This window comes from Streptomyces actuosus (assembly GCF_016921115.1).
Lineage (GTDB): Bacteria > Actinomycetota > Actinomycetes > Streptomycetales > Streptomycetaceae > Streptomyces > Streptomyces actuosus_A.
The window spans coordinates 21675-33387 of the sequence record NZ_JAFFZS010000006.1; the positions used below are offsets into that span (position 1 = coordinate 21675).

The following is an 11713-nucleotide window of genomic DNA, read 5'->3' on the forward strand; positions in this document are numbered from 1 at the left end:
GGCCGGGAGCGGGCACGCGATTTTCCGCGTGCCGGGTCGCCCGGCATCGGGCGCCGGGTACCGGTCCCCGAGGCGCCGGGCGCCGGCCTCCGCGTGCCAGGTCCAGCCTCCACGTGCCAGGTGCCGGCTTCCGGCTTCCGGCTTCCCGGTGCCAGTGCCGGATGCCGAGAGCCGGGCCCCGAAAACCGGTGTCGTCAGCGGTACTCGGCCAGGAAGGCCTTGATGTCGGCCCACACCGACGGGTGTTCGCGCAGCAGTTCGTTGCCGTGCGCGGCGCCCGGCACGATGTCGAGCTTCGCGCCCGCCGAGTTCCTCGCCAGCGCGCTCAGCTCCCGGGCCTCGTCGGCGGGCAGGCCGTCGTCCTCGGCCGCGACGAAGTACACGGGCAGGGACAGGTCGGGCACGATCGCGGCGGCGTCCATGGCGTTGAACCGGGAGCGGCCGGAGATCGACACGACGGCCGCGACGGACGGCTTCACCTGCGGGACGGCGACGAGGGAGGCGGTGCCGCCCTTGGACGTCCCCATCAGGAGCAGCTTGCGGACACCCTGTCCGTTCAGCACCTCGGCGGCGCCGCGGATCTCCTCGACCTCGGAGCCGTTGCTGTTGACGGCGATCACCCGGTAGCCGTCCTCCGCCAGTTCGTCGGCCTGCGGGATCCAGGCGCACACGTCGTTGTCGACCTGGTGGGACAGGATGACGCCGGTGGTGCCGGTGCCCGTCTCGTAGGCGTGGACGTCGTTGCCGTCGGTGTCCTTGAAGAGGATCGACCTGTCCTTCTGCTTGCCCTTCAGACACCCGAAGTCCTCGGTCGACGGGCCGGCGCTCGCGGGCCCTGCGGCGGGCTCGGAGACCGGGGGCAACGTCTCGCCCGGTGCCGCCGCCTCCGTGCCGAGCGCCGAGGCGCCCGCGTCGCCGCCGTCGCCGCCGCACGCCCCCAGGGTCAGTGCCCCCGCGCACACCAGAGCCAGCGCGGCCGGTACGGACCGTCTCATACGTCACTCTCCCCATCGGGAGGGTGGAGGCACCTCCCCGGCCTCCACCCGCGATCCGCCGCAAAGTAACGACCCCGTCGACGCACAGTCAACGGACGGGAAATAACGAAAAGCGATCATGCGGCCGATCCGTCCCGGATCGGTTCGCCGGGGAGGTAGAAGGCACGGCGGACACGGAGCAGCCAGGCCTCGGCGGCGGACTCGTCGGGGTGCGGGGGCAGGACGCTCGGGGTGGTGTCGAAGGCCTCCTCGAACCGGCGCATCAGGGACGCGGCGGCGGTGGGATCGTCGGCGACCCGCTCACCGAAGCGGTGATAGGCCTCGGGGTCCTCGACACGTACGGTCAGCCGGCCTGTCGCGTACAGTTCGAGGCCCTGCACGCACAGCCGCTTCAGATGGCGGGCGTGCTTGGCGGTGCGCCGGCTCGCCTCGGCGGAGAGGGGACCGTCGCCGCGGCCGAGCAGCTTCCTGAACTGCTGGGTGGCGTAACCGAGATAGGCGTCGCGGACCCGGGTGGCGCTGAGGAAGGACGTGCGGATGCCGATGAGCTCGTCGCCCAGCGGGGTGCGCACCTCGTAGAACTCCTCTGGCAGCCAGACGAGTTCCATCACCGTCGGATTGCCGCCGAGCGCCAGCCGGCACCATTTGCCGGCCTCGTGGAGCGTGCGGTCCGGTGCCGTGCTGACGTGGGACTCCTTCGGCCGGTGCAGGCCGAGCAGCCGCTCGGTGGGCGCGGCGAACAGGCCGAGCCGGTCGATGTCGGAGCCCGCCCGGGCCAGGCCGTAGGCGGTCGAGCCGACCACGCCGGAGAGCAGGATGGTGTCGACGGTCATGGATCCCCCCGGGCGGTGCCGCGCCGTGCCGCGGTCGCGATCACGGCACGCCCATGATGCCGGGAACGCTTTCCTTCCCGCCTCACCATTTCCGCGGGGCCGGATCTGCGGCGCCCCGACCTTGCCGGCCCCGGCAGGGGACCGGGGGCGAACCGCGGGTGGGGGGGCACGGCAGAGGTGCGGTTCCGGTCGAGAACGTGCCGACGGCGAAGGCGACGGCGCCCGGGAAACGCCGATGCGGGCCGAGCTCCGCTCGACCCGCATTCGGTGTTCGGTGTCCGAGGGGGGACTTGAACCCCCACGCCCGATAAAGGGCACTAGCACCTCAAGCTAGCGCGTCTGCCATTCCGCCACCCGGACCAGGTGCCTGTCGGTCGACGGGGTGCTCCCCCGCGGCGACATGGACAACAATACCAAGCTTTGGGAGTGCCTCTCACCTGCGTATCCGGGGCTCCGGAGCGGGTCCGCCGGGCGGGAGGGAGGGGGACTTAGAGTCTCACCATGGGTGACTGGATGACTACCGGGGGCTTGCGGGAGGGGCGGCGGCCGAGGGCGCTGTCGCCGTTGCGGGAGCACCTGCGGGACACGTTCTGGTTCGCGCCCGCGGCGACCATGGTGCTGGTCTTCGTGGTGTGGACGGGAGCGTCGAGCCTCGACACCAGGATCGTCGAGACACTGCAGGAGGCGGGCGAGTACGACGCGATCCGCGATCTGGTCGGGATCGCCGAGGACGCGCGGACGGTGGCCAACACCATCAGCTCGGCGATGATGACGTTCATCGGCGTGGTGTTCAGCATCTCGCTGGTGGCCGTGCAGATGGCGAGCGGGCAGTTCACACCTCGCGTGGTGCGGTTCTACGTGCGCAGCCGCATCACGAAGGCCACCTTCGCCGTCTTCCTGTCGACGTTCCTGCTGTCCCTGCTCGTCCTGACGTCGGCCACCGTCGAGACCGACCCGCGGCGCGTGACCACGGTTCCGCTGGTCCAGTCCCTTCTTATGATCGTCATGCTGGGGCTGAGCCTGGTGCTGTTCGTGATGTACGTGAACGCGACGCTGCGGCTGATGCGGGTCAGCCACGTCATCGACCGGATCACGGCGGAGTCCTTCCGCATGGTCGCGCTCATGCCCACCGCCGGGGCCTCGGCCGCCGAACAGGAGCTCGGGCCGGTGACGGCGTGGGTGGCGCACCGGGGCCGGGCGGGCGTGCTGCGCGACGTGAACATCTCCCGGCTGGTCAAGGCGGCCCGGCAGCGCGGGGTCGTCCTGCGGCTGGTCCCGCGGATCGGCGACTTCGTGGTCCCCGGCACGCCGTTGCTCGCCGTGCACGGCGGGCCGGCGCCGTCGGTGCGGTCGCTGAGCTACACCGTCTCGGTCGGTGTGGAGCGGACCTTCCACCAGGACTTCGCCTTCGGGCTGCGGCAGCTGGCCGACATCGGGTTGCGCGCGCTGTCCCCGGGGGTGAACGACCCGACGACGGCGGTGCAGGCCGTCGACCGGATCGTGCAGTTCCTCGCGACGCTGGCCCGTCGGCCGCTGCACGCCTCGCTCCATCGCGACCGGCAGCGCGCCGTGCGGCTGGTGCAGCCGGTGCCGAGCTGGTCCGAGTTGGTGGATCTCGGATTCGCCGAGATCAGGGGCGCCGGCATCGGCAGTCCGCAGGTCACCAGGAGGCTCGTCGCCGCGCTGGACGACCTGCTGCTGGTCGCCCCGGAGGAGCGCCGCCCTCCGCTGGAGCGTCACCGCGAGCTGCTGGCGGAGGCGGTGCGGCAGGCGGTGCCCGCCGCCGCGGACCGCGACTTCGCCCTGCGGCCCGACCGGCAGGGCATCGGATAGTGCCGCGATCGGAAGGCCTGCCGGAAGGCTCGCGGCGTCCGGTCCGGTACGTTGCGTTGCGTTGCACGGAGCCTCCGCCGACCTGTTGTGTGTCGGAGATCGACAAGTGCACCGAGGACGCCTGCTCGCTCGTCCACCACCCGCCGACGGAGGTGGTGGGGCCCTCGGTCGGAACGTTCCACGTCAGTCACCGAGGGTGAGTGAACGAAGGTCGGCGTCCAGCACGCGGACCAACTCACCGGTCCGTCCGCCGCCGCTCGGCGCCGCCGGGAAGCGATTGAGCACGTCAACGACGATCGGCGCCGCACGATGCACCGTCCGCTGAAGACGCGGTCGGCCGTGCGGGGTTCAGGAGCCGGAGCGGGCGTGGTAGGCGCGCCGGGTCCGCTCGGTGTGTTCACGCATCAGCCGGGTGGCGAGGTCGGCGTCCCGGTCGGCGATCGCGGCGGTCAGGGCCTGGTGCTCCGCCCAGGAGCGGTCGCCGCGCTGCCGGGCGACCGGGGCGTGGTACCAGCGGACCCGGCGTTCCACCCGAGCCGCGAGCCCGGCGAGGACGGCGTTGCCGGCCAGCTCCATGATGCGGGTATGGAAGCGGGCGTTGAGGGCGACGATGCCGTCCACGTCGGCGCTCTCGACCGCCGTCATGCCCTCGGCGACGATGTCCTTCAACGCCTCGACGCCCGCGCCGTCGGCGTTGAGCGCGGCGAGCCGGGCGGACTCGGCCTCCAGCAGCGTACGGACCGTCAGCAGCTGGTCGGCCTCCTCCTCGGTCGGCTCGTGCACGAACGCGCCCTGGGCGGGGCGCAGTTCGACCCACCCGTCGGTGTCGAGCCGCTGCAGCGCCTCCCGCACGGGCTGCCGGGAGACGCCGAGACGTCCGGCCAGATCGCTCTCGACGAGGTGGGCGCCGGGCTCCAGGGCCCGGGTGGTGATGAGGTCGAGGAGCGTCTCGTAGACGCGTTCGCGCAGCGGGCCGGGCCGTTCGAGCCGGGGTGCCGCGCCCTGCGGCGGTCCTGACGGCAGCATCGGTTCCCCTCCTGAGCGAGCGCCGGCCGCCCGTCATCGGTGGTCTTGCGGCCACAGCCTACGGGGCGCAGGGGCTCCGGGGCGGGAACTCGGCCTGCCCGCCGTGCGATGGGCCGGGCCCGCTCACGGGCAGCGCACGACCTGTCCCGCGTACGACAGGTTGCCGCCGAAGCCGAACAGCAGCACGGGGTCGCCGGTGCGGATGCGGCCCTGCTCGACCAGCTTGGACAGGGCGAGCGGGATGCTGGCGGCGGAGGTGTTGCCGGAGTCGGTGACATCGCGGGCCACCACGGCGCCGGTGGCACCGATGCGCTGTGCGAGCGGTTCGATGATGCGCAGGTTGGCCTGGTGCAGGACGACGGCGGCGAGGTCCTCGGGAACGAGTCCGGCGCGCTCGCAGGTCTGCCGGGCGAGCGGGGGCAGGCGGGTCGTGGCCCAGCGGTAGACAGCCTGCCCCTCCTGTGCGAAGCGGGCCGGCTGGCCCTCGATCCGCACGGCGTGGCCCATCTCCGGCACCGATCCCCACAGCACCGGTCCGATGCCCGGCTCGGCGCCGTCGGGGCAGGTCTCGACCACGGCGGCACCCGCCCCGTCGCCGACGAGGACGCAGGTGGTGCGGTCCGTCCAGTCGGTCACGGCGGACATCTTGTCGGCGCCGATGACGAGCGCGCGGCGGGCGGCGCCCGCCCGGAGGGTGTGGTCGGCGGTGGCGAGGGCGTGGGTGAAGCCGGCGCACACCACGTTGACGTCCATGGTGGCGGCCTGCGGGACGCCGAGGCGGGCGGCGACGCGGGCCGCGGTGTTCGGGGAGCGGTCGACGGCGGTGGACGTGGCGACGAGCACCAGGTCGATGTCGGCGGGCGTGAGGCCGGCCGTGGCGAGGGCCTTGGCGGCGGCGTTGGCCGCGAGTTCGTCGACCGGCTCGTCGGGGCCGGCGATGTGCCGGGTCCGGATGCCCACCCGGCTCCTGATCCACTCGTCACTGGTGTCGACCATGCCGGCCAGGTCCTCGTTGGTGAGCACCTCGGCGGGCTGGTAGTGGCCGATGGCGGCGATCCGCGAGCCGTTCATTGGGTGGTTCCCCCTCGTTGCCTCGGTCAGCGGGATTCACCAGTCTGATCAGTGACCCACGGGTAGGAGGGCAGGTGAAGCGACAGGAAACGGCCGCACGAGTTGTCGGCTTCCGGCACACCCCGCGACGCCCGCGGGCGCTCGCGGGGCCGTGTGCCCTCCCGGAGGGTCCGGCCACCGCCAGGGGCAAAGTGCGTGCCGCCGTGCGGCCGCGGTGGCGGACCGCAACGCGCGACCGGCGTCCGCGTCGTGGTCCGGACGGCGGCCCGGATCGCACCGGCGGCATGTCGCGCGGGGGTCCCGGGACACGGACGGGGAGCCCCGTATCGCGTGCCCGCAAGGTCCGAGCCCCCGTGTGCGGCACCTCGCGCCACCCGTACGCGACAATGGGAACCTGACGGTCGCCCTGCCGCACAACGGCCCGGTGACCTGCGGCGACCCGCCGCATCGAGGGCCGCCCCGGCCACCCGCACGGACAGAACCGGGACTGAGACAGGACATGGGACGAGTCACGGAACGACGCAAGGTGATCCGCATCCGCGACGGCGCCGTCTCCTCGCGCCCCGACACCCTCGTCGCCGAGGAACCGCTGGAGATCCGGCTGAACGGCAGACCGCTGGCCATCACCATGCGCACCCCGGGCGACGACTTCGCGCTGGCCGCGGGCTTCCTGGTCAGCGAGGGGGTGCTCGGCGGGCAGGGCGACGTGCAGAACATCGTGTACTGCGCGGGCGCCACGGAGGACGGCTCCAACACGTACAACGTGGTGGACGTGCGGACGTCCCCGGGCGTGACCGTCCCGGACATCACCCTCGAACGGAACGTCTACACGACGTCGTCGTGCGGCCTGTGCGGGAAGGCGAGCCTGGACGCGGTGCGTACGACCGCCCGCTGGGGGATCGCCGACACTCCCCCGGTCCGCGTCACGCCCGAGCTGCTGGCGGACCTGCCGGACCGGTTGCGTGCCGCGCAGCGGGTGTTCGACCGGACGGGTGGCCTGCACGCGGCGGCGCTGTTCTCCGAGGAGGGCGCGCTGCTGGACGTCCGGGAGGACGTGGGGCGGCACAACGCGGTCGACAAGCTGGTGGGCCGGGCCCTGGAGGGCGGCCGACTGCCGCTGTCCAGGGCGATCCTGCTGGTGTCGGGGCGGGCCTCGTTCGAGCTGGCGCAGAAGGCGGTGATGGCGGGCATTCCGGTGCTGGCGGCGGTGTCCGCCCCGTCCTCGCTGGCCGTGGACCTGGCCGCGGAGACGGGCCTGACGCTGGTCGGTTTCCTGCGGGGCAGCTCCATGAACGTCTACGCGGGCGAGGACCGCGTCGCCCTTCACCGGGCGGTGGCGCGGGACTGAGCCTGCCCCGCCCCACGGCTCGGCGGGCCCCGCCGCACCGTCGTTCCCCCCCGCCGCACCGCCGCTCGGCGAACGGCCGGCGCCGCGGTCAGTGGGAGCGCGGTGCCGTGCCGGCCTCGGGGCGCGGCGCCTGCGACGGTCCCGGGGCGGTGCCCGGCGCCGCCTCCGGATCGTGGGCGCGGCGCTTGGCGATCACCGCGCACACCATGAGCTGCATCTGGTGGAAGAGCATCAGCGGCAGCACGGCCAGCGAGGCCTGCGCGCCGAACAGGACGCCGGCCATGGGCAGCCCGGCGGCGAGGGACTTCTTCGAGCCGGCGAACTGGATGGCGATGCGGTCCTCGCGGCCGAAGCGCAGCGCCTTCGCGCCGTACCAGGTCAGCAGGAGCATCACGGCGAGCAGGACGGCCTCCACGGCGAGCAGTCCGCCGAGGCGGGCCGGGCTGACCCGGTGCCAGATGCCCTGCACCATGCCGGCGCTGAACGCGGTGTAGACGACGAGGAGGATCGAGCCGCGGTCGACGCGGCCCAGCACCTTCTTGTGCCGGGCGACGAATCCGCCGATCCGGGGTCGCAGCAGCTGCCCGGCCAGGAACGGCACCAGCAGTTGCAGCACGATCTTCACCAGCGCATCGGTGGAGAAGCCGCCGCCGCTGCCGCTGCCGAGCAGGGCCGCCGCGAGCAGCGGGGTGACGACGATGCCGATCAGCGAGGAGAAGGATCCGGCGCAGATCGCGGCGGGCACGTTGCCACGGGCGATGGAGGTGAACGCGATCGAGGACTGGATCGTCGAGGGCACCAGGGTGAGGAAGAGCAGACCCTGCTGGAGCTGGTGGGTCAGCAGGCCCGGGACGAGCGCGCCGGTGGCCAGGCCCAGCAGCGGGAAGACGACGAAGGTGCAGGCCAGGACGGTGACGTGGAGCCGCCAGTGGCGCAGCCCGTCGAGGGCCTGCCGGGTGGACAGGCGGGCGCCGTAGAGGAAGAACAGGAGGGCGATCGCGGCGGTGGTGGCGCCCGAGGCGACGTCGGCGGCCGTGCCGCGGGCCGGGAGCAGGGCCGCGAGACCCACCGTGCCGAGCAGCAGCGCGATGTACGGGTCGATCGGCATCCAGCTCGGCCACTGCAGGCGTTTCACGGTGCTCCACGTGCTTCGTCGGCGGTTTGCGCGGGGCCCTCGAAGCCGTCGCGGCGGTGCCCGGAGGGCCCTCCTCCATCGTCCTCCCCGGGGCGCTGATCGGGAATCCGGTACACCGCTCTGACTGTCATCATGATTCATGATGAGCGGGTAGCGTGGCCGGTGTGTACGACCCCTCCCAGCTGCGGACCTTCCTCGCGGTGGCGCAGACACTCAGCTTCACGCAGGCCGCGCGGCGGCTCGGGCTGCGCCAGTCGACCGTCAGCCAGCAGGTGCGCCGTCTGGAGGAGGCGACGGGGCGCACGCTGTTCAGCCGGGACACGCATTCGGTGGAGCTGACGGAGGACGGCGAGGCGATGCTCGGCTTCGCCCGGCGGATCCTGGAGGTGCACGAGCAGGCCGCCGCGTTCTTCACGGGGACCCGGCTGCGCGGGCGGTTGCGGTTCGGTGCGTCGGAGGACTTCGTGCTGACCCGGCTGCCGGAGATCCTGGAGGGCTTCCGGCACGACCATCCCGAGGTCGACCTGGAGCTGACGGTCGAGCTGTCGGGCACGCTGCACGAGCAGTTGGCGGCGGGCAGGCTCGACCTGGTGCTCGCCAAGCGACGCCCGCAGGATCCGCCCGGGGAACTGGTGTGGCACGACGACCTGGTGTGGATCGGCGGGCAGCGGCTGCGGCTGGAGCCCGACCGCCCGGTGCCGCTGATCGTGTTCCCGCCGCCGGGCATCACGCGCGCCCTCGCCCTGGAGGCGCTGGAGCGGCAGGGGCGGGCGTGGCGGATCGTGTGCACGAGCGGAAGCCTGAACGGTCTGATCGCCGCCGCGCGGGCGGGCCTGGGCGTGATGGCCCATTCGCGGGGCCTGATCCCGCCGGGGCTGGTCCGCGTGCCCGACCGGTACGGGCTGCCGGAGCTGGGCCGGGTGGATTTCGTGCTCGTCCACGGCCGGCGCGTCGGCCCCGCCCAGGGCGCGGCCGACGCACTGGCGGCGGCGATCCTGGCGGGCGGGGACCGCCTGCAGCGTCGCCGGAGGACCGAGGCGGAGTAGGGCGGCGGGGCCGCCGGGCCGTCGGTCCGGGCGCTCCGTCCGGGCCGGGTCCCGGGCCGAGCGGACGGGACGGCCTGCGCACACGGTGCCTCGACGAGCACTGCGGGCCGGATACCCGGAAGGCCCGGTGGCCCGGCACCGTCGCCGGTCCGGCCCCGACCACCGGTCCCGCCCCCGGTCCTGTTCCGCCCTGGGCCGTGTCCCGGTCCGGTGGGGGAGCGGCCGGCGACGGTGCCGGGCCGCGGCGGGCGGTGCTCCCGGTCCGGGTGGCCGCCCGGGTTCAGTGACCGACGTCGTGGCCGCCGGCGGCGACGAGTCCGCTCTCGTACGCGAAGATCACGATCTGGGTGCGGTCCCGCAGGCCGAGCTTGGTGAGGACGCTCGACACATGCGACTTGACGGTCGCCGCCCCGATGCGGAGGTGCTCGGCGATCTCCGCGTTGCTGGCCCCCCGGGCGACGGCGACCACCATCTCCCGCTCCCGCTCGGTCAGTCGCTCGACGCGCCCCGCGACGGCCGGGGTGACGGCACGGCCCTGAGCGAACCGGCCGATGAGGCGGCGGGTGATCGACGGTGCGAGCAGTGCCCCGCCGTCGGCCACGGTGCGGATGGCGACGGCGAGTTGTTCGGGGGGAATGTCCTTGAGGATGAAGGCGGTGGCACCGGCGCTCAGCGCCCTGTAGACGTACTCGTCGGGGTCGAAGGTGGTCAGGATCAGCACCCGGACGTCCCAGTCGGCCTTCTCCAGGATCCTGGACGTCGCCTCCAGGCCGTCCATCCCGGGCATGCGGATGTCCATGAGGACGACGTCGGGACGGTGCCGGTGTGCCGCCTCGATCGCCTCGTGTCCCGTCCCGGCCTCGGCGACGACCTCGATGTCGTCCTGAACCCGCAGGATCATGGAGAAACCGGTGCGGACCAGGGCCTGGTCGTCGACCACGACGACGCGGATGCTCATGCGGACTCCCCTCCGACGGGCAGGCGGGCGACCACGCGGAACCCGCCGCCGGGCCGCGGCCCCGCATCGAGGCTGCCACCCAGCAGGAGCGCCCGCTCGCGCATGCCGACGATGCCGTGCCCCGCCCCGACGCCGTGGCCGCCGCCCGGCACCGACGGCGCGGCGGAGCCCCGGCCGTCGTCGACGATCTCGACGGTGACGTCGCCGTTGCCGTCGCTGCGGACGTGCACCTGCGTGCGTGCCCGCGGTCCGCAGTGCTTGAGCACGTTGGTGAGCGCCTCCTGGACGATGCGGTACACCGACAACTCCACCCGTGCCGGAAGGGGGACGCGGCTGTCACCGCCGAGCGACACGTCCAGGCCCGCCTCCCGCATCTGCTCGACGAGCGCCGGAAGATCCGTCAGAGCGGGCTGCGGGCCCAGTCCGCCGTGCTCGCCGTCGGGGCGCAGCACGCCCAGCAGGTGCCGGAGTTCGTCCAGGGCCTGGCGGCCCGCCTCCTCCACGGCCACCATCGCCTGCAGCGCGCTCTCCGGGTCGTCGGCTGCCACCATCCGTGCCGCACCGGCCTGCACGGTCATCATGCTCACCCGGTGGGCGACCACGTCGTGCAGTTCGCGGGCGATGTGGGTGCGCTCCTCGGCGACGATCCGGTTGGCCTCGGCCGCCTGCTCCCGGCGGAGCTGCGCCGCCCGCTCCCCACGCAGCCGCAGTCGCCGGCCGGTGTACCAGGCCCCGAACAGGACCACGGCGCCGAAAGTGATCTCGCCCACGGGCAGGGCGTCGATGAGCCCGTCGGCGGTGACCACGGCGAGTGCCGCGGCGAGGCCGAGGCCGGCCCGCTTGTCGTGCGCGGCGTAGCGGCCCGCGCTGTAGAGGGCGACGATCGTGATGCCCCCCAGGTCGGAGTAGCCGCTGCCGAGGGTGAGGGCCCAGCCCGTCACCGCCGTTCCCAGCACGGCGACGGGAGCGGTCCGGCGCCACCGGAGCGCGGTGCCGGCCACCGCGAAGACCAGCAGGGCGGCGGGGGCGACGGCGCCGACGGCGCGGACGGCGATCGCGTCGCCGGGCGCGTCGTGGACGAGCGTCGTCGTGAGGGTCACGAAGACGGCGAGTACGGCGTCCGCGACGCGTGGCCAGCGCGCGAACGGGCCGCGGAACCTCCGCCGGGCACGGCCGGGCGGCGTGTCGGAGGGCAGCGCCGTGCGGTTCATCTTCGCTCCAGGAAGGGCGTCCACGGCCCCGGCTCGGATCGTCGGGATGTGCGGGGCGAGCCATTGTAGGGACGGGCCGAGCGCCCGGTCACCCGTCGGCGGGGGGAGACCGGGCTCCGTCCGGAGGGGGAGGCGGCGCGTGCCTCCTCCCGTCCCGGGGGTGACGGACGACCCCCTCCGGCGGCGGGAGACCCCGGCGGTGCCGGGCCCGCACGATGAGACCCCTCGTTCCTTCCGCCGCCGTGCCCGTGACGCCC

Annotated in this window: 10 protein-coding genes and 1 tRNA gene; 3 read left to right on the top strand and 8 right to left on the bottom strand. The window is 73.6% G+C overall.

The window, feature by feature from the left end:
* Window positions 1–194: 194 nt before the first annotated feature.
* From JS756_RS10055 to JS756_RS10065, 3 genes are all read right to left on the bottom strand, one after another.
* Window positions 195–995 carry an alpha/beta hydrolase gene (locus tag JS756_RS10055; RefSeq protein ID WP_205382678.1) on the bottom strand — a complete coding sequence of 267 codons (801 nt, stop codon included), beginning with the start codon at window positions 993–995 and terminating at the stop codon, window positions 195–197.
* 116 nt (window positions 996–1111) lie between these two features.
* The gene (locus JS756_RS10060) at window positions 1112–1828 is read right to left on the bottom strand and encodes a nucleotidyltransferase domain-containing protein (RefSeq protein WP_205382679.1); all 717 of its coding nucleotides are present in this window, start codon (window positions 1826–1828) and stop codon (window positions 1112–1114) included.
* 275 nt (window positions 1829–2103) lie between these two features.
* Window positions 2104–2188, bottom strand: a tRNA-Leu gene (locus JS756_RS10065).
* A gap of 141 nt (window positions 2189–2329) precedes the next feature.
* Between JS756_RS10065 and JS756_RS10070 the strand changes: the two genes are divergently transcribed.
* Entirely contained in the window at window positions 2330–3661 is a 1332-nt protein-coding gene (locus JS756_RS10070; RefSeq protein ID WP_240203551.1) for a DUF2254 domain-containing protein, read from the top strand.
* A gap of 348 nt (window positions 3662–4009) precedes the next feature.
* Here the strand turns inward: JS756_RS10070 and JS756_RS10080 are convergent, their stop codons facing one another.
* Together JS756_RS10080 and JS756_RS10085 are read right to left on the bottom strand one after the other, a co-directional pair.
* Window positions 4010–4687 carry a GntR family transcriptional regulator gene (locus tag JS756_RS10080; RefSeq protein ID WP_205382680.1) on the bottom strand — a complete coding sequence of 226 codons (678 nt, stop codon included), beginning with the start codon at window positions 4685–4687 and terminating at the stop codon, window positions 4010–4012.
* Between the two features lie 123 nt (window positions 4688–4810).
* A complete protein-coding gene (locus JS756_RS10085) occupies window positions 4811–5758 on the bottom strand; it encodes a beta-ketoacyl-ACP synthase III (protein ID WP_205382681.1) in 948 nt (315 codons plus the stop codon).
* A gap of 499 nt (window positions 5759–6257) precedes the next feature.
* Here JS756_RS10085 and fdhD point away from each other — a divergent pair, with 499 nt between their 5' ends.
* Window positions 6258–7106: a formate dehydrogenase accessory sulfurtransferase FdhD gene (fdhD, locus tag JS756_RS10090; protein WP_205382682.1), complete on the top strand. Its 849-nt coding sequence runs from the start codon at window positions 6258–6260 to the stop codon at window positions 7104–7106.
* Window positions 7107–7194: 88 nt separating this feature from the next.
* Here fdhD and JS756_RS10095 read toward each other — a convergent pair whose 3' ends face one another.
* The gene (locus JS756_RS10095; protein WP_205382875.1) at window positions 7195–8214 is read right to left on the bottom strand and encodes a bile acid:sodium symporter family protein; all 1020 of its coding nucleotides are present in this window, start codon (window positions 8212–8214) and stop codon (window positions 7195–7197) included.
* A 191-nt stretch (window positions 8215–8405) separates the two neighbouring features.
* Between JS756_RS10095 and JS756_RS10100 the strand changes: the two genes are divergently transcribed.
* A complete protein-coding gene (locus tag JS756_RS10100; protein WP_205382683.1) occupies window positions 8406–9287 on the top strand; it encodes a LysR substrate-binding domain-containing protein in 882 nt (293 codons plus the stop codon).
* Between the two features lie 280 nt (window positions 9288–9567).
* Here the strand turns inward: JS756_RS10100 and JS756_RS10105 are convergent, their stop codons facing one another.
* A complete protein-coding gene (locus JS756_RS10105; RefSeq protein WP_205382684.1) occupies window positions 9568–10245 on the bottom strand; it encodes a response regulator transcription factor in 678 nt (225 codons plus the stop codon).
* Complete coding sequence (locus JS756_RS10110) at window positions 10242–11456, bottom strand: sensor histidine kinase (RefSeq protein ID WP_205382685.1); 1215 nt, start codon at window positions 11454–11456, stop codon at window positions 10242–10244. The genes JS756_RS10105 and JS756_RS10110 overlap by 4 nt, the downstream gene beginning before the upstream one ends.
* Window positions 11457–11713 lie beyond the last annotated feature (257 nt).

Coding starts and splice junctions, on each gene's coding strand:
- JS756_RS10055 (WP_205382678.1), bottom strand. CDS start 995: ATGAGACGGTCCGTACCGGCCGCGCTGGCTCTGGTGTGCGCGGGGGCA.
- JS756_RS10060 (WP_205382679.1), bottom strand. CDS start 1,828: ATGACCGTCGACACCATCCTGCTCTCCGGCGTGGTCGGCTCGACCGCC.
- JS756_RS10070 (WP_240203551.1), top strand. CDS start 2,330: ATGGGTGACTGGATGACTACCGGGGGCTTGCGGGAGGGGCGGCGGCCG.
- JS756_RS10080 (WP_205382680.1), bottom strand. CDS start 4,687: ATGCTGCCGTCAGGACCGCCGCAGGGCGCGGCACCCCGGCTCGAACGG.
- JS756_RS10085 (WP_205382681.1), bottom strand. CDS start 5,758: ATGAACGGCTCGCGGATCGCCGCCATCGGCCACTACCAGCCCGCCGAG.
- fdhD (WP_205382682.1), top strand. CDS start 6,258: ATGGGACGAGTCACGGAACGACGCAAGGTGATCCGCATCCGCGACGGC.
- JS756_RS10095 (WP_205382875.1), bottom strand. CDS start 8,214: ATGCCGATCGACCCGTACATCGCGCTGCTGCTCGGCACGGTGGGTCTC.
- JS756_RS10105 (WP_205382684.1), bottom strand. CDS start 10,245: ATGAGCATCCGCGTCGTCGTGGTCGACGACCAGGCCCTGGTCCGCACC.
- JS756_RS10110 (WP_205382685.1), bottom strand. CDS start 11,456: ATGAACCGCACGGCGCTGCCCTCCGACACGCCGCCCGGCCGTGCCCGG.